At 67.2% G+C, this 24,103-nt stretch carries 20 protein-coding genes; 12 read left to right on the forward strand and 8 right to left on the reverse strand.

What is annotated here, in order from left to right:
• Positions 1-155: 155 nt before the first annotated feature.
• Positions 156-1,196, reverse strand: a complete 1,041-nt coding sequence (gene trpS / locus DW2_RS01140; protein ID WP_038142673.1) for a tryptophan--tRNA ligase — start codon at positions 1,194-1,196, stop codon at positions 156-158.
• Between the two features lie 120 nt (positions 1,197-1,316).
• Here trpS and DW2_RS01145 point away from each other — a divergent pair, with 120 nt between their 5' ends.
• Positions 1,317-2,003 (forward strand): rhomboid family intramembrane serine protease, encoded by a 687-nt coding sequence (locus DW2_RS01145; RefSeq protein WP_038142678.1) that lies wholly within the window; start codon positions 1,317-1,319, stop codon positions 2,001-2,003.
• A 4-nt stretch (positions 2,004-2,007) separates the two neighbouring features.
• Here the strand turns inward: DW2_RS01145 and murJ are convergent, their stop codons facing one another.
• From murJ to DW2_RS01160, 3 genes are read right to left on the reverse strand one after another with little or no spacing between them, the layout of a single operon-like run.
• Complete coding sequence (gene murJ / locus DW2_RS01150; protein WP_038142681.1) at positions 2,008-3,561, reverse strand: murein biosynthesis integral membrane protein MurJ; 1,554 nt, start codon at positions 3,559-3,561, stop codon at positions 2,008-2,010.
• A gap of 1 nt (position 3,562) precedes the next feature.
• Complete coding sequence (locus tag DW2_RS01155) at positions 3,563-6,334, reverse strand: [protein-PII] uridylyltransferase (RefSeq protein ID WP_038142684.1); 2,772 nt, start codon at positions 6,332-6,334, stop codon at positions 3,563-3,565.
• Between the two features lie 51 nt (positions 6,335-6,385).
• Positions 6,386-7,561: a penicillin-binding protein activator gene (locus DW2_RS01160; RefSeq protein ID WP_038142687.1), complete on the reverse strand. Its 1,176-nt coding sequence runs from the start codon at positions 7,559-7,561 to the stop codon at positions 6,386-6,388.
• Positions 7,562-7,677: 116 nt separating this feature from the next.
• On the opposite strand from DW2_RS01160, the gene rsmI reads away from it, so the two are divergent.
• The 4 genes from rsmI to DW2_RS01180 are packed head-to-tail and all read left to right on the forward strand — an operon-like array spanning position 7,678 to position 10,879.
• Positions 7,678-8,580, forward strand: coding sequence for a 16S rRNA (cytidine(1402)-2'-O)-methyltransferase (rsmI, locus tag DW2_RS01165; protein ID WP_051855123.1), 903 nt, complete (start codon positions 7,678-7,680; stop codon positions 8,578-8,580).
• Positions 8,581-8,601: 21 nt separating this feature from the next.
• On the forward strand, positions 8,602-8,967 hold the full coding sequence (locus DW2_RS01170) for a YraN family protein (RefSeq protein ID WP_038142689.1): 366 nt from the start codon (positions 8,602-8,604) through the stop codon (positions 8,965-8,967).
• A 60-nt stretch (positions 8,968-9,027) separates the two neighbouring features.
• Positions 9,028-9,969 (forward strand): glutathione synthase, encoded by a 942-nt coding sequence (gene gshB / locus DW2_RS01175; protein WP_038142691.1) that lies wholly within the window; start codon positions 9,028-9,030, stop codon positions 9,967-9,969.
• A gap of 1 nt (position 9,970) precedes the next feature.
• The gene (locus DW2_RS01180; RefSeq protein WP_038142693.1) at positions 9,971-10,879 is read left to right on the forward strand and encodes an alpha/beta hydrolase; all 909 of its coding nucleotides are present in this window, start codon (positions 9,971-9,973) and stop codon (positions 10,877-10,879) included.
• Here the strand turns inward: DW2_RS01180 and DW2_RS01185 are convergent.
• A complete protein-coding gene (locus tag DW2_RS01185) occupies positions 10,860-12,371 on the reverse strand; it encodes a YifB family Mg chelatase-like AAA ATPase (protein ID WP_038142695.1) in 1,512 nt (503 codons plus the stop codon). The two genes, DW2_RS01180 and DW2_RS01185, sit on opposite strands and share 20 nt — an antisense overlap.
• 465 nt (positions 12,372-12,836) lie before the next feature.
• Here DW2_RS01185 and DW2_RS01190 point away from each other — a divergent pair, with 465 nt between their 5' ends.
• The 6 genes from DW2_RS01190 to DW2_RS01215 all read left to right on the forward strand — a co-directional run bounded on the left by DW2_RS01190 (position 12,837) and on the right by DW2_RS01215 (position 19,514).
• Entirely contained in the window at positions 12,837-13,715 is an 879-nt protein-coding gene (locus DW2_RS01190) for an RNA polymerase factor sigma-32 (protein WP_081874796.1), read from the forward strand.
• Complete coding sequence (locus DW2_RS01195; RefSeq protein WP_038142696.1) at positions 13,712-14,524, forward strand: ChaN family lipoprotein; 813 nt, start codon at positions 13,712-13,714, stop codon at positions 14,522-14,524. The genes DW2_RS01190 and DW2_RS01195 overlap by 4 nt, the downstream gene beginning before the upstream one ends.
• Positions 14,525-14,581: 57 nt before the next feature.
• The gene (gene coaBC / locus DW2_RS01200; RefSeq protein WP_038142697.1) at positions 14,582-15,790 is read left to right on the forward strand and encodes a bifunctional phosphopantothenoylcysteine decarboxylase/phosphopantothenate--cysteine ligase CoaBC; all 1,209 of its coding nucleotides are present in this window, start codon (positions 14,582-14,584) and stop codon (positions 15,788-15,790) included.
• Between the two features lie 126 nt (positions 15,791-15,916).
• Complete coding sequence (dut, locus tag DW2_RS01205; protein WP_038142698.1) at positions 15,917-16,387, forward strand: dUTP diphosphatase; 471 nt, start codon at positions 15,917-15,919, stop codon at positions 16,385-16,387.
• A 3-nt stretch (positions 16,388-16,390) separates the two neighbouring features.
• Positions 16,391-17,434, forward strand: coding sequence for a HesA/MoeB/ThiF family protein (locus DW2_RS01210; protein WP_038142699.1), 1,044 nt, complete (start codon positions 16,391-16,393; stop codon positions 17,432-17,434).
• Positions 17,435-17,492: 58 nt separating this feature from the next.
• Entirely contained in the window at positions 17,493-19,514 is a 2,022-nt protein-coding gene (locus DW2_RS01215) for a M3 family metallopeptidase (RefSeq protein WP_038142700.1), read from the forward strand.
• A gap of 180 nt (positions 19,515-19,694) precedes the next feature.
• On the opposite strand, the gene DW2_RS01220 is transcribed toward DW2_RS01215, so the two are convergent.
• Together DW2_RS01220 and DW2_RS01225 are read right to left on the reverse strand one after the other, a co-directional pair.
• On the reverse strand, positions 19,695-20,579 hold the full coding sequence (locus DW2_RS01220; RefSeq protein WP_038142701.1) for a cation diffusion facilitator family transporter: 885 nt from the start codon (positions 20,577-20,579) through the stop codon (positions 19,695-19,697).
• Between the two features lie 51 nt (positions 20,580-20,630).
• Positions 20,631-21,260, reverse strand: a complete 630-nt coding sequence (locus tag DW2_RS01225; RefSeq protein WP_081874797.1) for an SH3 domain-containing protein — start codon at positions 21,258-21,260, stop codon at positions 20,631-20,633.
• A gap of 181 nt (positions 21,261-21,441) precedes the next feature.
• Between DW2_RS01225 and DW2_RS01230 the strand changes: the two genes are divergently transcribed.
• Positions 21,442-22,428 carry a 2-hydroxyacid dehydrogenase gene (locus DW2_RS01230; protein ID WP_038142704.1) on the forward strand — a complete coding sequence of 329 codons (987 nt, stop codon included), beginning with the start codon at positions 21,442-21,444 and terminating at the stop codon, positions 22,426-22,428.
• 78 nt (positions 22,429-22,506) lie between these two features.
• On the opposite strand, the gene DW2_RS18910 is transcribed toward DW2_RS01230, so the two are convergent.
• Positions 22,507-23,679, reverse strand: a complete 1,173-nt coding sequence (locus tag DW2_RS18910) for a PRC-barrel domain-containing protein (protein ID WP_051855125.1) — start codon at positions 23,677-23,679, stop codon at positions 22,507-22,509.
• Positions 23,680-24,103: the final 424 nt, after the last annotated feature.

Raw genomic sequence — 24,103 nt, forward strand, 5'->3', positions numbered from 1 at the left:
GGGGCGGGAATGGCGGCAAGGGGGCGCTGCCCCCCGCGGCTGCGCCGCGCCCCCGGGGTATCTGGATCCAGGTGAAGAGATTGGCTTTCACCTAGAGGGAAATACCCCGGGGGAGGCCGCGCAGCGGGCGGGGGCGGAGCCCCCCTCCTTCCGGCTCAGCGCGAGCGGATCATCCCCATGATCTCGAGCGTTCTTCCCAGGATCGGCTGGGCGATCTCGGCGGCGCGCGCCGCGCCCTCGCCGAGGATCCGGTCGATCTCGGCGGGGTCGTCCATCAGGCGGGTCATCTCGGCGCTGATCGGCGAAAGCTTCTCGACCGCAAGCTCGGCCAGGGCCGGCTTGAACTTGCCGAAGCCCTCGCCGCCGAATTCCCCCAGCACCTGCGTAGGCGTCATGTCGGCCAGCGCGGCATAGATGTTGACGAGGTTGCGGGCCTCGGCGCGGCCCTCCAGACCCGCGATCTCCGAGGGCAGCGCCTCGGGATCGGTGGTGGCCTTGCGGATCTTCTTGGCGATCGTGTCGGCATCGTCGGTGAGATTGATCCGGCTCGCATCCGAAGGGTCGGATTTCGACATCTTCTTCGAGCCGTCGCGCAAGGACATCACGCGGGTCGCGGCGCCCTCGATCAGCGGTTCGGGGGAGGGGAAGAACTCGGTCTTGAAGTCATGGTTGAACTTGGCCGCGATGTCGCGGGTCAGTTCCACATGTTGTTTCTGGTCCTCGCCCACCGGCACCATCGTCGCGTGATAAAGGAGGATATCGGCCGCCATCAGCGCAGGGTAGGCATAGAGGCCCAGCGAGGCCTTCTCGGCATTCTTGCCCGCCTTGTCCTTGAACTGGGTCATCCGGTTCATCCAGCCCAGCCGCGTCACGCAGTTCAGCAGCCAGGCCAGTTCGGCATGGGCCGAGACCTGCGACTGGTTGAACAGGATCGAGCGCTTCGGATCGACGCCCGAGGCGATGAAGGCGGCCGCGGCCTCGCGGGTGTTGCGGCGCAGCGCCTCGGGGTCTTGCCAGACGGTGATCGCGTGCAGGTCGACGAGGCAGTAGATCGTCTCGATCCCCTCATCCTGCTTCTGGGCGAAGCGCTTGAGCGCGCCCAGGTAATTGCCCAGCGTCAGCCCGCCCGAGGGCTGGATGCCGGAAAAGATCCGCGGTTTGAAATTGGCGTTGAGGGGCTGCGCGTCGTCGCTCATGAGATGCTCCTGTGTCGCGCGGGGGTTGGAGGCCCGCGCCGGGGGTGGAATTCCGCTGGCTGCTCGCTTATCGCTAAAGCGCGCGGGGCGTCAACCGAACCCCGCCAGAGCGGAGGTGCCATGCGCGACGGATATGACGAACACCCGGTGAACCCGCTGCCCTCGGTGGTCTGGCTGCTCTCGCTGCCGATCATCGCGACGGAGCTGTTCTTCGCGATGGGGCAGAGCGGGCTGATCGGTGGTCCCGGGGCCGCAGGCTGGCGGCTCGACGCGCTGCAGAAATTCGCCTTCTCGCCGCAGGTGATGCGCGCGATGATCGAGACCGGGCAATATCCGCCCGCGCAGATGATGCGGGTGCTCACCTATCCCTTCGTCCATGCGAGCGTGACGCAGGCGATCTTCGTGCTCGTTTTCCTGCTGGCGCTCGGCAAGATGGTGGGCGAGCTGTTTTCCGGGCTCGCCGTGGCGGTGGTCTTTCTCGGCGCGAGCGTGGCGGGGGCGCTGGTATACGGTCTGCTGCCCTTTACCCAGGTCGGGCTCTATGGCGGCTTTCCGGGCGATTACGGCCTGATCGGGGCCTTCACCTGGATCTTGTGGACCCGCCTCGGCCAGGAGAACGCGAACCGGTTGCGGGCCTTCTCGCTGATCGGGGCGCTGATGGGGATCCAGCTGGTCTTCGCGATGATCTTCGGTGCGCGGCCCGACTGGATCGCCGATATCGTGGGCTTCATTGCCGGGTTCGGGCTCAGCTTCTTCGTCGCACCGGGCGGCATGCGCCGGACGCTCGAGCGGCTGCGCCGGCGCTGATCGGTCACATTCCGCCGGGGCCGCGCCGCATCGCCGCGCGCAGGTCGCCCGCGCTCATCGCGCCCGTTGCGATGGCGGTGCCGAAATAGGCGACCATCCCGAAGAGCACGAGGCCGAGCAGGGCGAAGCCGCGCAGGCCGGGCAGGGTGAAGGCCCAGGGGAAGGCCCAGATCACGGCGCGCACCGCCACGCCCATCACGATCGCCGAGACGATGATCCGGGGCAGGCGCCGGTGGAACCGCACGTCGAAGCGCGCCGCATTGCCCATCGGCCGGGCGCCGAGCCAGAGCTGCACCACCATCGCCCAGCCCGCCAGCGTCGTGCCGATGGCGGCGGCGAGGAAGCCGATGAAGGGCGAGAGGCCGATCGCGAGCACGGCATTCACCACCATCGCGACAAGCGCGTAATAGAACGGCGTGCGGGTGTTCTCGCGTGCGAAATAGAGCGGCTGGAGCACCTTTTGCAGCACGAAGGCGGGCAGGCCGAGCCCGTAGATCGCCACGGCGAGTGCGGTGGCGACGGTGTCCTCATGGGTGAAGCGCCCGCGCTCGAAGAGGACCGAGACGATCGGCTCGGCCGCGACCAGCAGGGCCACCGCGGGACCGACGGTGAGCAGGAGCGCGAATTCGCCCGCGCGCGAGAAGGAATAGCGCCCGCCCTCGCCATCGCCCGCACGCAGGCGCCGCGACAGGTCCGGAAGCAGCACAACGCCGATCGCGATCCCGACGACCCCGAGCGGCAACTGGTAGAGCCGGTCGGCATAGTTCAGCCATGCGATCGCGCCGTCGAAATGGGAGGCGACCTGACGGCCGACGAGGAGGTTGATCTGCACCACGCCGCCCGCGAGCATCGCCGGGATCGCGATCCGGATCAGGCGCCTCATGTCGGGCGAGAGGCGTGGGCGCGTGGGGTAGATCTTGAAACCCGCGCGTTTCGCCGCCACCCAGACGAGGGCGAGCTGTGCCACGCCCGCCACCGGCACGGCCCAGGCGAGCGCGTCGCCCACCGGCCAGCCGAGCGTATCGGCCAGCACCATCGCCGCGACGAAGGTCACGTTGAGCAGCACCGGCGCGGCGGCGGCGGCGGCGAAGTGGCCGGCCGCGTTGAGCACCCCCGACAGCAGCGCGCCGAGCGAGATGAAGAGGATATAGGGGAAGGCGATGCGGCCATAGGTGGTCGCGATCGCGAAGCGCTCGTCGGCGGCGAAGCCCGAGGCCATCGCGAGCACGAGCCAGGGCATCGCTGCCGAGGCGATCAGCGTCAGCGCGATCAGCACGGTGATGAGCCCGCCCATCGCCTCGCGCGCGAAGCTCTGCGCATCCTGCCCGCCTTCGAGCTTCTTCGAGAAGATCGGGATGAAGGCGGTGTTGAACGCGCCTTCCGCGAAGAAGCGCCGGAACAGGTTCGGCAGCGAGAAGGCGATGAGGAAAGCCTCGGCCACCGGGCCCGCCCCCAGATAGGCGGCGATCATCATGTCGCGGACGAAGCCGAGGATTCGGCTCGCCATCGTCCAGCCGCCTACCGTGAGGAAGCCGCGCACCAGTCGGATCGGTTTCATGTCAGTTTCCTGCCCGCCTCGCGCCGGAGACGATCGCCTCGCGCAGCTTCTTCTCGAGCGATTCCTGGCGCGCCGGCGAATGCAGTTTCAGGCCGAACATGTCCTTCACGTAGAAGCTGTCCACCACCTGCGCCCCATAGGTTGCGATCACCGCGCTGGAGATCGAGATATTGTTCGACGCGAGCGCGCGCGTGAGGTCATAGAGCAGACCGGGCCGGTCGCGCGTGTCCACCTCGACGATCGTATAGATATCCGACCCTTCGTTGTCGAAGGTAATATGGGTCGGGAAGCGGAATTCCCGCTCGCGCTTCTTGATCTTGTCGCGGTCCTTGAGCGCGTCGCGCGCGACCACTTCGCCCTTGAGCGTCTTGTCGATCATCCCGCGCAGGCGCGAGAGTTTCGACGCCTCGTAGGGATGGCCCTCGGCATCCTGAACCCAGAACACCGCGGTCGCGTAACCGTCCTTCGAGGTATAGGTGCGCGCATCGACGACATTCGCCCCCACGAGCGCGAGCGCGCCCGCCAGCCGCGAGAAGATGCCGGGGTGATCGGCCAGCGCGAAAGAGGCGCGGGTGGCGTCGTGATCCTCGTCGGGATGCAGGTCGATGCGGATCTCGTCATCGCCGAGGCCGCGCAGCATCCGGGCGAAGACCTCGTGATTGGCGGTCGAGAGAGACTGCCAATAGGCGGCGTAATGGCGTCCGAGCTCGGCGCGGATCTCGGTCTTGTCCCATTCGGCATCCGCTTCGAGCACCTCGCGCAGCGCGCGCTTGGCCTCGTCGGTGCGCTGTTCGCGATTGATCGCCTCGAGCCCGTGTTCGAGGGCCCGTGCGGTCTCGGAATGCAGCTTGCGCAGGAGCGTGGCCTTCCAGTTGTTCCAGACATTCGGGCCGACGCCGCGAATGTCGCACACGGTCAGGACGGTCAGCAGATCGAGCCGTTTGCGCGATTTCACCTGCCGCGCGAAATCGCGGATCGTGCGGGGATCGGAGAGGTCGCGTTTCTGCGCCACGTCCGACATCAGCAGGTGATGGCGGACCAGCCATTCGACGGTCTCGCTTTCCTCGGCATTGAGCCCCAGGCGCGGAGCGACGCGCCGCGCGATCCGGGCGCCGAGGATCGAATGGTCCTCCGGCCGGCCCTTGCCGATATCGTGCAGAAGCAGGGCGACGTAGAGAACCTTGCGGTTCACCCCCTCCTCGAGGATATGCGAGGAGAGCGGAAGATCCTCGACCAGCTCGTTCCGCTCGATCTGCGCGAGGGTCGAGATGCACTGGATGGTGTGCTCGTCCACCGTGTAGCTGTGATACATGTTGAACTGCATCATCGCCACGATCGGCTCGAATTCGGGGATGAAGGCGGCCAGCACCCCGAGCTCGTTCATCCGCCGCAATGCGCGTTCGGGATTGCCGTGCTTCAGGAGCAGGTCGAGGAAGATCCGCTGCGCCTCGCGATCCTTGCGCACGGTCTTGTCGATCAGCTTCAGATTGGCCGAGACGAGCCGCATCGCGTCGGGATGGAGCAGCATCCCCGAGCGCAGCCCCTCCTCGAAGAGCCGCAGCAGGTTGACCGGATCGGCGAGGAAGGCCGCTTCGTCGGCCACGTTGATGCGGCCGTTATCCTCCCGGTAGGGGGCCTTGAGCTTGCGCCGCCGCCGGAAGATCCGCGTGAGCATCGGGGCCGTCTTCACGTGCTGGGCCTCGAGCTTCGACAGGAAGATCCGGGTGACGTCGCCCACCGCCGTCGCGTGGCGGAAATAGTCCTGCATGAAGACCTCGACCGCGCGTCGTCCGGCCAGATCGCGATAGCCCATCCGCTCGGCCACCTCGACCTGCATGTCGAAGGTGAGCTGATCGGCGGCACGCCCCGCGATCAGGTGCAGATGGCAGCGCACGGCCCAGAGGTAACTCTCGGCCTCGTGGAAGGTCTGGTATTCCTCGGGCGAGAAGGCCCCGATCTCCATCAACTCGCGGGCGCGATCGACGTGATGGATATATTTCCCGATCCAGTAGAGGGTCTGCAGGTCGCGCAAGCCGCCCTTGCCCTCTTTCACGTTGGGTTCGAGAACGTAGCGCTGCCCGCCCTGCCGGCGGTGGCGCTGGGCCCGTTCCGCCAGCTTGGCTTCGATGAATTCGGCCTCGGTGCCCTCGAAGAGCTCGTGCAGGAGCCGGGTCGCGAGCGTCTCGGCCAGCTTCTCGTCCCCGCCCACGCAGCGATGTTCGAGCAGCGCGGTGCGGATGGTGATATCCTCGCGCCCGAGCCGGATGCAGTCGTCGAGCGTGCGTGAGGAATGGCCGACCTTCAGCTTCAGGTCCCACAGGATATAGAGCATGGATTCGATCACGCTCTCGGCCCAGGCGGTGACCTTGTAGGGCGTCAGGAACAGCAGGTCGACATCCGAGTGGGGCGCCATCTCGGCCCGGCCGTAGCCGCCCACCGCGAGCACCGCGAAACGCTCGGCCTCGGTCGGCGTGCCGATGCGGTGCAGCCGTGTCGTGGCGACGCGCAGCACCGAGCGCACGATCCCGTCGGTCATCCGGGCATAGGCCTCGACCGTCTCGCGCGCCGCACGCGGGTGGGTGAGGAACTCCGCCTCGATCCAGGCCTGCGCCTTGCTGCGCTCGGCGGCGAGAAAGGCGACCGTGGCGTTTCGGATCTCGCGCGGCTCGCCCGCCTCGGCGAGGGCGCCATCGAGCGCATCGAAAAGCTGCGCCTCGTCGAGGAGAAGGGGCGCCCCGGTCCGGTCCGGGGCGATATCGGTCGCGGTGCTCACGTCTCGGTCATGTCCCTTGGCGGGCCTTGTGGCGGAGAGGGGAGGCCGGGATCAGAACCCGGCCCCGGCGAAGCTGCGCGGCGCGGGATCGACCACGACCGCCTGGCCGTTCTGGACCTGAGCGACGGCAAGGCCGCGCTCGTTGCTGCCGTCGGGCAGCAGGCGGAACACGCCGTTGACGCCCACGAAGCCCGAGGGCTGGGTCAGCCCCTGCTTGGTCAGCGCATTCGGGTTGCCCGATTTCACCAGCGCGCCGATCGCCGCGATGCCGTCATAGGCGAGCCCCGCGATCGGATGCGGCGCCGAGCCGTAGGCGGCCTGGTAGCGCGCGACGAATTGCGCCTGAAGGCCGGGATCGGGTTCGGCGAACCAGCCGCCCTGGACCCCGGGCAGCGCCAGCGTCGCGGGCGGAATGTCCCAGCGGGTGAGGCCAAGATATTGGGTGGTGGCCGGGCTCACCCCCTGCTCCGAGAGCAGCTGGGTCAGGAGCGGCAGCGCGCCCGCGGTATCCGCGGTCAGGAACAGCGCGTCCACATTGCCCGATTTGACCTGCGTCGCGATCTGCGGCGTCGCATCGACCACGCCCTGCTGCGAGAACGGGTAGGACGAGACGCCCGCGAGCGAGGCGCCGTTGCGCGCGATCGCGGACTGGATCGCCTGGGCGCCAACCTCGCCGGCGGTGGTCTGCTCGTGCACGACCATGATCCGGCGCTTGCCCTGGCGCGCGGCATAGCTCACGAGCCGGTTCGCGGTATTGGGGAAGGTCGGGCCGAGCACGAAGACGTTGCCGCCCGCGATATCGGTGTTGTTCGAGAAGGAGAGCACGTTGACATTGCGCGAGGCCACTGCGAGCCCCACCGCATTCGCCGATTGGGCGTAGACCGGGCCGAGGATGATCTTGGCGCCGTTATCGACCGCCTTGGTAGCCATTGCGGCCGCCTGCGCGGGCTGCCCGGCCGTGTTGTAGATCTGCAGGTCGATGCGCACGCCCTGAAGATCCGCGATCGCCATGTTCGCGGCGTTCTGGAGTGCGCGCGCAAGGGTTTCGTCGCCGGAATTGCCCGACCCTGCGGGCACCAGAAGCGCCACTTTCACGGGGGCGCTGGTATCGATGCGCTGGCCGGTATTGCCCATGCCGCCGGGCTGACAGGCGGCGAGCCAGAGCAGGGCGAAAACGGCAATCACGCGAGACGCGAGGGCACGGGGGTTACGCAGGAAGTCAAACATGTTACGTCCTTCATGGGCGTTCGGGGAAGACAGGTTCGCGGCGCGCGTGGCGCGAGGCCGAGCCTATGCGCAACGGGGCGCGAAGTAAACGGCGCAGGCAGCAGGTGAGAGAGACGATGCAGGACGGGTCCAAGACAGGACGAGATCGGGAAACGGGCCCCGCCGAACGCGAGGGAGGGCGGGCGCTCGAGCCCGGGCTCCATTTCATCGCGACCCCGATCGGGTCAGCGCGCGACATCACCTTGCGCGCGCTCGATATTCTCAAATCCGCCGATGTGCTCGCCGCCGAGGACACGCGCAGCCTTCGCCATCTCATGGAGATCCACGGGGTCGCGCTCGCGGGTCGGCCGCTTGTCGCCTATCACGACCATAACGGCGCCGCGGTGCGGCCGAAGCTGCTGCGTGCGCTCGAAGAGGGCAAGACGGTGGTCTATGCCTCAGAGGCGGGCACGCCCCTTGTCGCGGATCCGGGCTATCAGCTCGCCCGCGCGGTGATCGAGGCGGGCCTGCCGCTTCACAGCGCGCCGGGGCCCTCGGCGGTGCTGACCGCGCTCACCCTCTCGGGGCTCCCGAGCGACCGGTTCCTGTTTGCGGGGTTTCCGCCCAATACGAGGGGCGCGAGGCTGAACTGGCTGGCCGAGTTCAAGACGATCCCGGCGACACTCGTTTTCTACGAAAGCCCCAAGCGCATTCGCGAAATGTTAAGGGACAGCGTGCAAACCTTCGGAGCAGGAAGACAGGCTGCGCTGTGCCGCGAATTGACAAAACGCTTCGAGGAGGTTCGCCGGGGAAATCTGGAAGACCTGCTCGAAGGGCTCGAAGCCGCGCAGGTGAAGGGTGAACTCGTGCTGGTGATCGATCGCGTTCCCGCGGTCGAGATCGACGAAGAGGAGCTCGCGGCGCTGCTGAAAGCCGCGTTGTCGCAGGGCAGCCTGCGCGACGCGGTGGATCAGGTGGCGGCGGATACCGGGCTTGCGCGCAGGAAGGTTTATCAGGCCGCTCTGGCCCTGGAGAAATGACGCTGACCTTGGAGAGATGAGATGAGCGGATCGCTATCCTACCATTCGGGCCTGGCCGCCGAAGAGCAGGTGGCGCGCCATTACGCGCGTTCGGGGCGCGAGGTGTCCGCCCATCGCTGGCGCGGACGCTATGGCGGCGAGATCGACCTCATCGCGTGCGAAGGCGATACGCTGATCTTCGTCGAGGTGAAGAAATCGCGCAGCCATGCCCGGGCCGCCGACCGGCTCTCGCAGCGGCAGATGCGCCGGATCTGCATTTCGGTCGAAGAGTATCTGATGCGGCATCCCGCGCCGGCGAACTGCAATCGCAAGGTACGCTTCGATCTGGCGCTGGTGGACGAGAGGGGAGAGATCCGCATTCTCGAGAATGCCTATTTCGGATTGTGAGTTGAGATTGCATTGCCGCGCGCCACATTGCATCAAGGCAGCAATGAAAGGGGGGCGCGGATGGGTTTGAAAGTCGCAGTCCAGATGGATCCGATCGAGGCGATCGATATCGGCGCGGACAGCACGTTCCGGATCGCCGAGGAGGCGCAGGCGCGCGGGCATGAACTGTTCTACTACACGCCGGGTCGTCTGATCTATCGCGAGGGCCATGTGCTGGCCCGGGGCTGGCCGCTCGAGGTCCGGCGCGAGAAGGGCAATCACTTCACCCTGGGCGAGGAGACTGAAATCGATCTCGCGGATTGGGATGTGGTCTGGCTGCGGCAGGACCCGCCTTTCGACATGGGCTATATCACCACGACCCATCTGCTCGAGCGGATCCATCCTTCGACGCTTGTCGTGAACGATCCGTTCTGGGTGCGCAACTCGCCCGAGAAGCTCCTGGTGCTCAACTTCCCCGAGCTCACGCCGCCGACGCTGATCGCGCGCGATCTGGGCGTGATCCGCGACTTCAAGGCGCATCATGGCGATATCATCCTCAAGCCGCTCTACGGCAATGGCGGGGCGGGGGTGTTCCGGCTCGACCCGAACGACCGCAATCTCTCGTCGCTGCACGAGCTTTTCATCGGCATCAATCGCGAGCCGCTGATCGCGCAGAAATACCTCCCCGCCGTCTCGAAGGGGGACAAGCGGATCATCCTTGTCGACGGAGAGCCGGTCGGTGCGATCAACCGGGTCCCGGCCGAGGGCGAGACGCGGTCCAACATGCATGTGGGCGGGCGCCCCGAGCAGGCGGCCCTGAGCGAGCGCGACCGCGAGATCTGCGCGGCGATCGGTCCGGTCCTGCGCGAGAAGGGGCAGATCTTCGTCGGGATCGACGTGATCGGCGACTGGCTGACCGAGATCAACGTGACTTCGCCCACCGGCATCCAGGAGCTCGAGCGGTTCGAAGGCGTCAATATCGCGGCGAAGATCTGGGAGGCGATCGAGGCGAAGCGGGGGTGAGATGTCGATCCGGCTGACATGGCTGAATGCCTGGTTGCGTGCGGTGGTGAAGCCGCAGATGCGGCGATGCGCCGATCTGGGCGCGACGCGTCGCGTGACGGAACGGGTGGCCAGCTGGATCGTGCGGGAGCCTCGGGGGCTGTGCATGCTGGGCGTGGCGCTGGGGGATGTCCCGGCGCTCTCGCTGCGTGTCGGGCGAACGGAGCCCGGCCGGGCGATCCTCTATCTGCATGGCGGCGGCTATATTGCCGGCTCGCCCTACATGTATCGCGGTCTTGCCGGGCGCCTGTCGAAGTTGAGCGGCGTGGAGGTTTACGTTCCCGATTATCGCCTCGCGCCCGAGGCGCCCTTGCCGGCCGCGCTCGACGATGCAGAGGCATCCTTCGATGCGCTCTATCAGCGGGGCTATGATCCCGAAAACATCGTGATCGCGGGGGACAGTGCGGGCGGCGGGCTCGCGCTCTCGCTGCTCGCGCGGCTTTGCGCCCGCGGGGTGGTGCCCGCGGGGCTGATCGCCTTTTCGCCCTGGACCGATCTCACCTGTTCGGGCGAAAGCCTGCGGAGCAATGCCCGGCGCGAGGCGCTCCTGCCGGTCGAGCGGATCGGGGAGACGGTGGAACAGGCGCTTGGCGGGCATGCGGCGAACGATCCTGCCGTGTCACCTTTGTTCGCCGAGTTTCGTGATCCGCCGCCGGTCCTGATCCAGCATTCGATGACCGAGATCCTCGCCGATGACTCGCTGCGCATGGCGGACCGGCTGCGCAGTTTCGGCGCGGCGGTGACGGTGCAGAGCTGGCCCGATGCGCCCCATGTCTGGCAATTCTTCGACGGAAGGCTGCCCGAGGCTCACGACGCGCTCGAGGATGCGGGCCGGGCGGCGCGTGCGATGCTCAACCTGCCCCCGCGCTGATCCGGTAGCTCAACGCCTCGGCCACATGAGGCTGACGCACATCTTCGCTCTCGTCGAGATCGGCGATGGTGCGGGCGACGCGCAACACCCGGTGATAGCCGCGGGCCGACAATCCGAGCCGTTCGGCCATTTTCGCCATCAGGGCCTGCCCTTCTGAATCAGGAGTGGCGATCTCCTCGAGAAGTGCCCCCTCGGCTTCCGAATTCACCCGGATCGCCCGCACCTGCGCGAAGCGTTCCGATTGCCGCGCCCGCGCCCTCGCCACGCGCGCGGCCACCTCGGCCGAGCTGTCGCCCGAGGCCGGCAGATCGAGATCGGCATAGCGCACGGGAGGCACCTCTAGGCGCAGATCGAACCGGTCCAGCAACGGGCCCGAGATCCGGCTCAGGTAATCCTCTCCGCAGCCCGGCGCGCGCGAGCAGGCGCGCTCGGGTTCGGTGAGGTGACCGCATTTGCAGGGATTGGCCGCCGCGATCAGCAGGAAGCGGCAGGGGTAGCGGGTATGGGCATTCGCGCGCGCCACCACGACCTCGCCGGTTTCGACCGGTTGGCGCAGGGTTTCGAGTACGGCACGGGGGAATTCGGGAAACTCGTCCATGAAGAGAACGCCGTTATGCGCGAGGCTGACCTCGCCCGGACGCGCGCCGCGCCCGCCGCCGATCATCGCGGCCATAGAGGCGGTATGATGCGGATCGCGGAAGGGGCGGCTGCGCGAGATGCCGCCTTCGTCCAATAGCCCCGAGAGCGAGTGGATCATCGAGGTTTCGAGCATCTCCTCGGGGCTCATCTCGGGCAGGATCGTGGGAAGGCGGGCGGCCAGCATCGACTTTCCGGAGCCTGGCGCACCGATCATCATCAGGTGGTGGCGTCCTGCGGCGGCGATCTCGAGCGCGCGTTTGGCGCGTTCCTGGCCCTTCACGTCGCGCAGGTCGCGTGGGTGCGGTGCCGTCTGGACGAGGCCCGGGCGGGCGGGCTCGAGCGGGGCGCGCCCGTTCAGGTGATCGACGGCGGCGGCGAGCGTGGCGGGCGCTGCGACCTCTGCCGCAGCCACCCAGGCGGCCTCCCCGCCGGAGCCTTGCGGGCAGATCAGCGCCCGTCCGCTCTCGGCCGCGGCGAGGGCGGCGGGCAGGGCGCCTGCGACGGGCAGGAGCCGTCCGTCGAGCGAAAGTTCCCCGATCGCGACGAGATCCTCGAGCCGCTCGCGCGGGACGATGCCGATTGCGCCGAGCAGCGCCAGGGCGATCGGCAGGTCGAAATGCGAGCCCTCCTTCGGCAGATCGGCGGGCGAGAGATTGACGGTGATCTTCTGCATCGGCAGGGCCACGCCAAGCGCCCCGAGCGCGGCCCGCACCCGTTCGCGCGCCTCCGACACCGCCTTGTCGGGCAGGCCGACGACGGAAAAGGCGGGCATGCCCTCGGAGAGCGCGCATTGCACCTCGACCAGGCGGGCCTCCACCCCTTCGAACGCGACCGTGTGGCTCTTGCTGACCATGCCCTCTCCCCGTACCGGCTCCGGAGCTTGGGCGAGCATGGTTTAGGATTGGTTAATGCCGCCCCGGTCCCTGCCGCGCCGCCGTGCGGGGCGACTCAGAAGTGCAGGCCCGGGGCCGATGACTCCAGAAATGAGCCGCAATTGCCTGATATTGCGCGTGTTTGCACAGGTTTCTTTGCGGTGCCGCGCAGTTCGCCGCGTCGCAGCGTTACAGACAGTCAAGTGTTCGTGAGTAGGCTTATCAATTCGCCCGGTCGAGAGGATGTGATAAGCGTGGCTTATGAAATTGAAATCGCGTCACTTTTTCGACGGAACCGAAGTCAAGGGTCGCGGTTGCACAAAGTTACAGTCAGGATTCAACATTTCCGTGAGGAACCTTTTCATGCCAATCGCATTGAGAGAGCAATGCAGCCAATCGCATTAGGTTGCGTCGGACATGGGCGGAAGACCCAGGGAGATTGGTAAATGGCACTTGATGGTATGACCGATGAAACCCTTCCGCGCCAGGCGATGCGGGCCGAGTTCCTCGATGCGGAAACCGAAGCGGAACTTGCCCGGGCATGGCGGGACAATCGCGACGAGAGGGCGCTTCACCGTCTGGTCACCGCCTATATGCGCCTCGCCATCTCGATGGCCTCCAAATTCCGCCGCTACGGCGCGCCGATGAACGATCTCATCCAGGAAGCCTCGCTGGGCCTGATGAAAGCCGCCGACAAGTTCGACCCCGATCGCGGGGTGCGCTTCTCCACCTATGCTGTCTGGTGGATCAAGGCCTCGATCCAGGAATTCGTGATGCGCAACTGGTCGATGGTGCGTACCGGCTCGACCTCCTCGCAAAAGGCGCTGTTCTTCAACATGCGCCGGGTTCAGGCCCAGCTTTCGCGCGAAGCGGCGCAGGAAGGCGAGACCCTCGACCCGATCCAGTTGCGCCAGCGCGTCGCCGAGGTGATCGGCGTTCCGGTCGCCGATGTCGAGATGATGGAAGGGCGCCTCTCTGGCTCCGATTTCTCGCTCAACGCGACGCAATCGAGCGACGAAGAGGGGCGCGAATGGGTCGAGACCCTCGAGGATGACGGCGCCAATCCCGAGGACGCGGTGGCCGAGTCCCATGACGGCAACACGATGAAGGTCTGGCTGGGCGAAGCGATGCAGACCTTGACCGATCGCGAGCGCTACATCGTGACCGAACGCCGCCTGATCGACGATCCGCGCACGCTGGAATCGCTCGGCGAGGAACTGGGTCTTTCGAAGGAACGGATCCGTCAGCTCGAGGCGCAGGCTTTCGGCAAGATGCGCAAATCTCTTGAAACTCATCAGGTCGAGGTCCAAAGCTTCTTCGTATGAAGAGGCTTCTGACCGCATTGATCGCCCTGTGTTTCGCCCTCCCGGCTTTCGCCGAGGAGGTCACGCCCGATGCGCTCGACCATCTCTCGGGCGATATCGTCGTGCTCGGGGAGGTGCATGACAATCCCCAGCATCATCTCAATCAGGCCCGCGCGATCCGAGCGCTGAGCCCGAAGGCCGTGGTCTTCGAGATGCTCTCGCCCGAGCAGGCGGCGCGGGTCACCCCCGCGCTGTTGCAAGACGAAGCGGCGCTCGATGCGGCGCTCGGGTGGGAAGCGGCGGGCTGGCCGGATTTCCGGATCTATTACCCGATCTTTCAGGCCTTGGGCGGCGCCCGGATCTACGGGGCCGCGCAGCCCCGCGAGACGGTTCGCGCCGCGATGACGACGCCCTTGCCCGAGCTTTTCGGCAAGGATGCCGCGCGGTTCGGGCTCGACCGGCCCTATCCCGACCCGCTGCAGAAACGCCTCGAGCAAGAGGCGCAGGCCGATCACTGCAACGCGCTGCCGCCCGAACTGCTGCCGGGCATGGTCGCCGCGCAGCGCTTCCGCGATGCCGCTTTCGCGCGCGTGGCGCTTGAGGCCTATCGCGACACCGGCGGTCCGGTCGCGGTGATCACCGGGTCGGGGCATGCGCGCACCGATCTGGCCGTGCCGGCGATGCTCCACGAGGCCGATCCCGGGCTGAGGGTTCTCTCGCTGGGCCAGATCGAGGGGGAGACGGGCAGCGATCCCGGCGCACAGCCTTTCGATCTCTGGATCGTCTCTCCGCCCACGCCGCGCCCCGATCCCTGCGCCGCCTTCAAGTGATCCTTGCACCGGCGCCCCCCGCCGCTTAGACCAAGGGGGAACTGCGCGGAGTGGCAAATGCTTGCGGGCAAACGCATCCTGTTGATCGTCGGCGGCGGTATCGCGGCCTTCAAGGCGCCCGAGCTGATCCGGCTCCTGCGCGGGGCGGGGGCTTCGGTGAGCCCGGTCCTGACCAAGGCGGGAGCGCAATTCGTCACCCCCCTTACGCTGTCCTCGCTCGCGGGTGAGGCGGTGCATGACGATCTCTTCGATCTCACCCATGAAGCCGAGATCGGCCATATCCAGCTTTCGCGCGCGGCCGATCTGGTCGTCGTGGTCGCGGCTACCGCGGATCTGATGGCGAAGCTTGCGAACGGGCTGGCCAACGACCTCGCCTCGACGCTGCTCCTGGCGACCGACAAGCGCGTGCTCGTCGCCCCGGCGATGAATGTCCGGATGTGGGACCATCCCGCGACGCAGCGCAATGTGGCGACGTTGAAATCCGACGGCGTGCTCTTTGCCGGTCCGACCAGCGGCGACATGGCCTGCGGCGAGTTCGGCGAGGGCCGGATGGTCGAACCGGCCGAGATCCTCTCCGCGATCGAGGCCGCGCTCGGGCAGGGCCCGCTGAACGGCCGCCATATCCTCGTCACCTCCGGGCCGACCCATGAACCGATCGACCCGGTGCGCTATATCGCGAACCGGTCCTCGGGGGCGCAGGGCACGGCGCTGGCCGCCGCGTTGCGTGATCTCGGCGCGCGCGTCACTTTCGTCACCGGCCCGGCCACCGTCCCGCCGCCTGCGGGCGTCGAGCTGGTCCGGGTCGAGACCGCGCGCGAGATGCTTGCCGCGGTCGAGGCGGCGCTGCCGGCCGATGCCGCGATCTTCGCCGCCGCCGTCGCGGATTGGCGCGTTGCGAATGCCGCGGCGCGGAAGATGAAGAAAGATGGCTCGGGCGCGGCCCCCGCGCTCGAATTCGCCGAGAACCCCGACATCCTCGCGACCGTGTCGCAGAGGAAGGCCGGGCGCCCCCAGCTTGTCGTCGGCTTCGCGGCCGAGACCCACGAGGTCGAGCGCCATGCCGCCGAGAAGCGCGCCCGCAAGGGCTGCGACTGGATCGTGGCGAATGATGTGAGCCCCGAAAGCGGCGTGATGGGCGGGCGCGAGAACGCGGTGACGATCATCGACTCCTCGGGCGCGGAACGCTGGGACCGGATGGACAAGGCCGAGGTTGCGCGCAGGCTCGCCGCGCGCATCGCCCGGGCGCTCGGCGCGAACGGAAAATGAGGGACGCTTCGCGGAGGGTATTTGCATCCAGGTGAAGCCGGGATCCGTTCTTCACCTGGACGAAAATACCCCCGCCGGAGGCCCCCGCAAGTGACGCCCGTGCGGATCGCGGGCAGGGAGAACGAGTTGACCACACCGATCATCAGGGTTCTGCGCGAGGATTGGGCCGATCCGGAGATCGCCCTGCCGCGTTACGAGACGGCCGATGCGGCGGGCGCGGATCTGCGCGCGAACCTGCCGCCCGAGGACCGAAAGGCCGGGGTCACGCTCTACCCGATGCAACGCACGATCGTACCCACCGGGCTGCGCATCGAGATCCCGCGCGGCTTCGAGATGCAGATCCGGCCGCGCTCGGGTCTCGCCTTCAAGCACGGGATCAGCCTCGCCAACACGCCCGGCACGATCGATGCCGATTATCGCGGGCCGCTGGGGGTGCTGCTGATCAATCTGGGCCGCGAACCCTATCTGATCGAGCATGGCGCGCGCATCGCGCAGGCAGTCATCGCGCCGGTCCTGCAGGCCGGGTTCGAGCTATCGGACGCGCTGAGCGATACCGACCGTGGCGCCGGCGGGTTCGGCTCGACCGGAAAGGCGTGAGCGATGCTGGGTCTGTTGCTGTTGGGGGCGGTCGCCGGGCTGGGGCTTGTGTTGAAGGCCTCGATCCGTGCGGTCTGGACGATGCTGGCGCTGGTCTGGCTCGGGCTCGTGATCGCTCATCTTCCGGTGGCGGGCTTCGCGCCCCTGGGCCGGCTCCTCGGCGGCTCGCTCGCCGCTTGGATCGGCCTGGGGGTGATCGCGGTGCTGGTGCGGGCCTATAGCGCGCTTTTGCGCGCGATCCGCACACGGGCCGTGACGCCCGAGCCCGCTGCCGGGGCAAAGCCGGGTGGGGGCTTTTCCGAAGCCGAACTCGATCGCTATGCCCGCCATATCATGCTGCGCGAGATCGGCGGGCCGGGGCAGAAGAAGCTCAAGCAGGCGAAGGTTCTGGTGATCGGTGCGGGCGGGCTCGGCGCGCCGGTGCTCCTCTATCTCGCCGCGGCCGGGGTCGGGCGGATCGGGGTGATCGACGATGACGTGGTGTCGAACTCGAACCTGCAACGGCAGGTCATCCACCGCGATGCCGATATCGGGATGCCGAAGGTCTTCTCCGCGCAAAAGGCGATGCTCGCGCTCAACCCGCATATCGAGGTGCGTCCCTATCACCGGAGGCTCGGCCCCGAAGAGGCCCGGGCGCTGATCGCGGATTATGATCTGGTGATCGACGGATCCGACAATTTCGACACCCGCTACATGGTCAACGCGGCCTGCGTCGCGACGGAGCGGCCGCTGATCTCGGGCGCGATCACGCAATGGGAGGGGCAGCTCTCGCTCTACGATCCGGCGCGCGACGCGCCCTGCTATGCCTGTGTCTTCCCGAAAGCGCCCGCTCCCGGGCTCGCGCCGTCCTGCGCCGAGGCCGGGGTGGTGGGCGCGCTCCCGGGCGTGGTGGGGGCGATGATGGCCGCCGAGACGATCAAGGAGATCACCGGGGCGGGCGCCTCGGCCCGCGGCCGGCTGATGATCTATGACGCGCTCTGGGGCGAAAGCCGGCAGATCACCGTGAAACGGCGCGCCGAATGCGCGGTCTGCGGCGGCGCGCATTGAGGGGGGATGGAATTTCGCGCGGGGCGGACCTAGCTTCTTTTCCAAAGGAGACCTGCGCATGACCAACCCGCTTCTGGCCGACTGGACCGGCCGCCACGAACTGCCGCCCTTCACCGAAATTTCGGACGCGGATTTCGCGCCCGCCTTCGCTGCCGCGCTGGCCGAGGCGCGGGCCAATGTCGCGGCGATCGCGGACGATCCCGCCCCGCCGACATTCGCGAACACGATCGAGGCGCTGGAACTGGCCGAGGAAGCGCTCGATCGCGTGGCCGGCGTCTTCTACAATCTCGCGGGCGCGGATGCGACGCCTGCGCGCGAGGCCCTGATGCGCGAACTCGCGCCGCAGCTGGCGGCGTTCTCCTCGGAAGTGACGATGAACAAGGCGCTGTTTGCGCGGATCGATGCGCTCTGGCAGGAGCGCGCGGAACTGGCGCTGACCGAGGAGCAGGCGCGCCTGCTCGAGCTCTACCATCGGATGTTCACGCGCGCGGGCGCGGCGCTCGACGGGGAGCAGGCGGCACGGATGCGCGAGATCAAGCAGCGCTTCGCGACGATCACCACGCAGTTCAGCCAGAACCTGCTCGCCGATGAGCGCGACTGGTACCACCCGCTTTCGGAGGCGGATCTCGAAGGGCTGCCCGATTTCGTCGTCGATACCGCGCGCGCGGCCGGGCGCGAGCGCGGGCAGGACCGTCCGGTGCTGACGCTGTCGCGCTCGCTCATCGTGCCCTTCCTGCAATTCTCGCCCGACCGCGAGCTGCGCCGGATCGCCTACGAGGCCTGGGCGGCGCGCGGTGCGAATGGCGGCGAAACCGACAACCGCGCGATCGCGGCCGAGATCCTGAGCCTGCGGGCGGAACGGGCGACGCTCCTGGGATATGACAGCTTCGCCGCCTACAAGCTCGAGCCGGAAATGGCGAAGACGCCCGACGCGGTGCGCGATCTGCTGATGCGGGTCTGGGCGCCCGCGAAAGCTGCCGCCGAGGCCGATGCCGCCAAGCTCACCGAGATGATGCGCGCGGAGGGGATCAACGGCGATCTGGAGCCCTGGGACTGGCGCTACTATGCCGAGAAGCGCCGGGTGGCCGAGCATGATTTCGACGAAGGGCAGATCAAGCCCTATCTCTCGCTCGACGCGATGATCGGCGCGGCCTTCGATACGGCGAACCGGCTCTTCGGGCTGGAATTCACCGAGCTCGACGGGCCCTTCTATCATCCCGACGTGCGCGGATGGGAAGTGTCGCGCGCCGGCAAGGTGATCGCGGTCTTCCTCGGGGATTACTTCGCGCGCGGCTCGAAGCGCTCGGGCGCCTGGTGTTCGGCGATCCGTTCGCAGCGCAAGCATGGCGGCGCGCCGGTGCCGATCGTGGTCAATGTCTGCAACTTCGCGAAAGGCGAGCCGGCGCTGCTCAGCCATGACGACGCGCGCACCCTGTTTCATGAATTCGGCCACGCGCTGCACCAGATGCTGTCGGACGTGACCTATCAGTTCCTGTCGGGCACGTCCGTCGCGCGCGATTTCGTGGAATTGCCGAGCCAGCTCTACGAGCATTGGCTCGACGTTCCCGAGGTGCTCGAACGGCATGCGCGCCACCACGAGACCGGCGCGCCGATGCCCGAGGGGCTGCGCGCCAAGCTCAAGGGGGCGGCCAATTTCGATCAGGGCTTCGCGACGGTCGAATACCTCGCCTCCGCGCTGGTCGATCTCGCGTTCCACGAAGGGGCCGCGCCCGAGGACCCGATGGCCAGACAGGCCGAGGTCCTGTCCGATATCGGCCTGCCGCGCGCGATCCGGATGCGCCATGCGACGCCGCATTTCGCCCATGTCTTCTCGGGCGACGGCTATTCGGCGGGCTATTACAGCTACATGTGGTCCGAGGTGATGGATGCCGATGCCTTCGAGGCCTTCGAGGCAGCGGGCGATCCCTTCGATCCCGACGCTGCGGCGAAGCTGGAGCGGCATATCCTCTCGGCAGGCAATTCGCGTCCGCCCGAGGCGCTCTACACGGCGTTTCGCGGCAAGATGCCGGGCGTCGAACCGCTTCTGAAAGGGCGGGGGCTGCTCGATCCCCCGGCCTGAGCCCGTGGTGGCCCTGGGGAGCCTCCGGCGGGGATATTTGAAGCATTTGGAAGGGGGTGTGCTTGCTTCCAAATGCCCGAAATATCCCGGGGGGGCTGCCGCAGGCAGCGGGGGCCGCGCCCCCAATTCGACCGTCAGATGTCGCCATCCGGCGACGGAGGGGGCCGCGCCCCCTGGGCCTCAGCCGCGCCAGACATCCTTGTGGATGATGACATCGGCCTGCGGGTAGGCCTCGATGATCGCGCGTTTGAGCGCGGCGCCGATCTCATGCGCCTCCTCGAGCGTCTGGTCGCCATCGAGCTCGATATGGAGGTTGACGAAGACCTGCGCCCCGGCGGTGCGGGTCTTGAGGTCGTGGTAGCCGCGCACGCCGGGCCAGTCGCGGGCGATCGCAGCGATGCCCTCGACCACCTCGTCGGGGGCGGCGCGGTCCATCAGCGCGTTCCAGGCCTCCGATCCGATCCGGCCCGCCCCCGCAAGCATCAGCGCCGCTGCGATCAGGGCGACGATGCTGTCGGCGGCATGCCAGCCGAAATCATGCGACAGCCAGAGCGCGAGGATCGCGCCCAGCGTGGGCAGCAGATCGCCCACGTAATGCATCCGGTCGGCGGCGACGACCTTGTTGCCGGTGCGGATCGCGACCCGGCTCTGCCACCAGATCAGCGCCGCCGTGATCAGCGCGGAGGCGATCATGACGCTGATGCCCATGCCTTCGGAAGCAAGGTCCGGCGGGCTGGCGGAGACCAGACGGCGGATCGCGGCGAGGCCGATGGCGGCTGCCGAGCCGAGGACGATCAGCGCCTGACCGAGGGCCGCGAGATCCTCGGCCGAACTGTGGCCGAAGGCGTGATCGTCATCGGCCGGTTTCTGGGCGTAGAGGATCGCGATCAGGCCTGCGGCCGAGATCAGCAGGTCGACCGCGCTGTCGGCCAGCGATGCGCCCACCGAGAGCGCTCCGGTCTGCCACAGCGCCCAGGCCTTGAGCCCCACCAGCACGCCCGCCGTCGCCACCGAGGCGAGGCCGGCCGAGATGTTCATCCGGTTTTCTGCGTCGTTGTATGCCATGGTCCCGTCGTCCGTTCCGTCGCGCCCTCCCTCTAGCGCAGACGGGTTGGCTCAGTCACGCACTTCGTCCGGATCGACGCCCCAGAGATCGGTCTTGGGCAGCCAGCCATCCGCGCCCGAGGCCTCGATCTCGCACCAGGCGTGATTGCAAGCGCCCAGCCGGGCGATCGCGCCGAGCTGGGCCTTGGCGGTGACTTCCGATTTCTCGTCCGGCCGGGAATGAAGCGCGACCATGTCCTGCGTCACGATCACGCGGCGCACGCCCGAGAGCAGCGAGTAATGGATCCAGCCGCCCTGTCCCTCGCTGTCCTCGACGCGGCGCCAATGGCCGTATTCGGCGGTCACCTTCAGCGGCATGCCGGGATGGGTGAAGACCCAGTCGATGCGATGCGAGAGCGAGGGGCCGCGCCGCGCATTGCCGCGCGATCCCTTGAGCGAGACATAGCGGGGCAGCGGCAGATGGGTCACGGGGCCGCGCTTGGTCGGCGTCACGAGCTGGATCTGGGACGTGTCGGAGACCGCCGTGCTCGCGGTTTTCCCGGCTGCCGCCGCGGGGGGAGGGGCGGTCGTGGGTGGCGCCTTGGCCCCCGCCGTCGCATTCGCGCCGGAGACGCTCCAGACGGCGGCCGCGAGAATCGCGATGCCGGAAACCGCTGCGAGGATGATCTTGCCGCCTGTCATGTCTCGCCTCATCGCTTGCCCGTCGGGCCTTGCGCAGCGACGCGGCGAGATTGCCGCGCAATAATGTTGCGCACCGGTGCCTTTTCGGGGCATTCCTGCTCTGTCGGGGCCTTGTGCCTGCCCGCTTTGATGGGCACTTTGCACCCAAGACCCGAGCGATGGAAGAGAGGAGAGGCCCCCGATGCCCGCACTGCGCCTGAGTGTTGTCGTGACGCGACGCCTGCCCGAGGCTGTCGAGACCCGGATGAAGGAATTGTTCGATGTCGAGCTCAATCACGACGATCACAAGATGAGCCGTGACGAACTCGTGGATGCGATGAAGCGGGCCGATGTGCTGGTGCCTTGCGTGACCGACCGGATCGACGCGACCATGGTGGCGCAAGCGGGCGAGAAGCTGAAACTGATCGCGAATTACGGGGCAGGGGTCGATCACATCGACGTGTCATCGTCACGCCAGCGCGGGGTCCTAGTCTCGAACACGCCCGGCGTGGTGACCGAGGACACGGCCGACATGACGATCGCGCTGATGCTTGCGGTGACCCGGCGCATTCCCGAGGGGCTCGCACATATGCAGGCGGGCGACTGGGAGGGCTGGGCGCCGACCTCCTTCCTCGGGCACCGGATCGGCGGCAAGCGGCTGGGGATTCTCGGGATGGGGCGGATCGGGCAGGCGGTGGCCCGGCGGGCCCGCGCCTTCGGGATGCAGATCCATTACCACAACCGCAAGAAGGTCCACCCGGATATCGAGGCCGAGTTGGAGGCAACCTATTGGGACAGTCTCGACCAGATGGTGAGCCGGATGGACGTGATCTCGGTGAACTGTCCGCACACGCCCTCCACGTTCCACCTGCTCAATGCGCGCCGGCTGAAGATGCTCAAGCCCGAGGCTGTGATCGTGAATACCTCGCGCGGTGAGGTGATCGACGAGAATGCGCTGACGCGGGCGCTGCGGGCGCGTGAGATTGCGGGGGCGGGGCTCGACGTCTTCGAGCATGGCCACGAGATCAATCCGCGTTTGCGCGAGCTTCCCAATGTCGTTCTGCTGCCGCATATGGGCTCGGCCACGGTCGAGGGCCGTATCGAGATGGGCGAGAAGGTGCTGGTGAACATCAAGACCTTCGCCGATGGGCACCGTCCGCCGGATCTCGTGGTGCCCTCGATGACCTGACGCGAAAACGGCCCCGAGCGTAAGCCCGGGGCCGTCCTCCTGGGGGCGATGTGCCCCGCTCTCCGTCACAGGATTCGATCAGCCTTCATATTTCGGCAACTTCTTGAGCTGCTCTTCGGTGAGGTTGGTATGAACGGTGATCGAGGTGTCGTTCTTCAGCACGGTGAGTTGGTCGGCCTTGATCTCGACTGGCTTCGCGCCGATGCCGAGGAAGCCACCCACATCGATCACCACGCCTTCGATCTTGCCGTCAGTACCCTGAACGAGTTCCGACACGTCGCCGACCTTGTCGTCGTTCGGGCCATAGATGCCTTCACCACGCAGGGCGTCGGGATCGACCGAAGCGATGTCGACCTTCTGGCCGTTCGCGGCGTCGGCCTGACCGACTTGACCGACGGCGGCAGCGGTGCTGTCGACGGCGTTGTCGATCGCGCTGCCGGTCTCGTTCGCGGCGTTCTTCGCGGCTTCGCCGGTGGTGTTCGCGGCATCCTTCATCGCTTCGCCGGTGTTGTCCGCAGCGTTCTTCATCGCGGCGCCGGTGTCATTCGCGGCGTCCTTCACCTTCTGGCCGGTCGCATCGGCGGCGTTCTGGGTCTGCTGCGCGGCGTCGGTGGCCATCTGCTTGGCCTCGTCGGTCGCATCCGAGGCGGCCTGCTTGGCGTTGTCGCCCGCGTTGTCCATCTTCTGCGCGGCGGTATCGACAGCGGCCGAGCCGTCGGCGTTCATGGACGCGTTCGCATTCGCGTCGGTCCAGATGCCATCCTTGTTGCCTTCATAGGCCGGTGCCTGGTCGAGCATGTCCTTGCTGCCCTTCACGACGACGAAATATTCGTGGTCGGAATTGCCGTCGGGAATCAGCGACAGCGTGTCCATCGAGATCGCGACGGTTTTCTCGCCGATGCCGAGGAAGCCGCCCACGTCGACGAGCACGGCGTCGACGCTGCCGTCCATGCCGATCACGACGTCGCTGACTTCACCGATGTCGTTCCAGTCCTGCTCCGAGGCCTTGACGGGCTGGCTCGGGTCCATGGCCTTCTCCGAGACATAGACGCGCTTGCCGATCAGGTTCGAGGCGTTGAGCGAATGCGGAATGGTCTTGAAGAACACGTCGGACGAAGCCGAGGATTGCATGGAGACCTGCGCCGAATCCGTGGAGGTCGTCGCCTTCATGTCGGTGTTCGTCTTGGTCTCGGCGCTGACGGGCAGAGCCAGCATCAGGCCGATTGCGGTGGTGGTGACGAGCGTCTTCATTCTTGTCTCCCTTGGTTGCGGTCTGGCGGCGAAAAGGCCCGCAGGCGGCGCCGCCATTTGATGACCGGAAAACACGGCTGACGCCCGTCCAGTTCCTGAGCAGGTCGCACAAAAATTTCTCTTTTCGGAGGGAACCAAACCGGCCTTCGCGATTGAGCGGGAGCGTTTATGTCATAGATTAAATTCTGGCGCTTCCATCGGCGAAACCTCGCCGAAAATGCGCGCCGAATGGCCGAGTTGCGTCCTCCGAGCGCGCGGCGCCAGCCGGTTCTCCGGCGGGTTTTCGACGCGTAGGACGGCTAAGGGCGCGCCTCGGTGAGCTGCGCTCCGCACCCAATGTCGTTTTTGTCGCGCGAATGTCGCGCCGAACGGATTGCCCGCGCCCCCTCGCGGGGCAATCTGGGCGCGGATATCCAGGGAGGCA

The sequence above is a fragment of the Thioclava atlantica genome (assembly GCF_000737065.1).
In the GTDB taxonomy this organism is placed as follows: Bacteria; Pseudomonadota; Alphaproteobacteria; order Rhodobacterales; family Rhodobacteraceae; genus Thioclava; species Thioclava atlantica.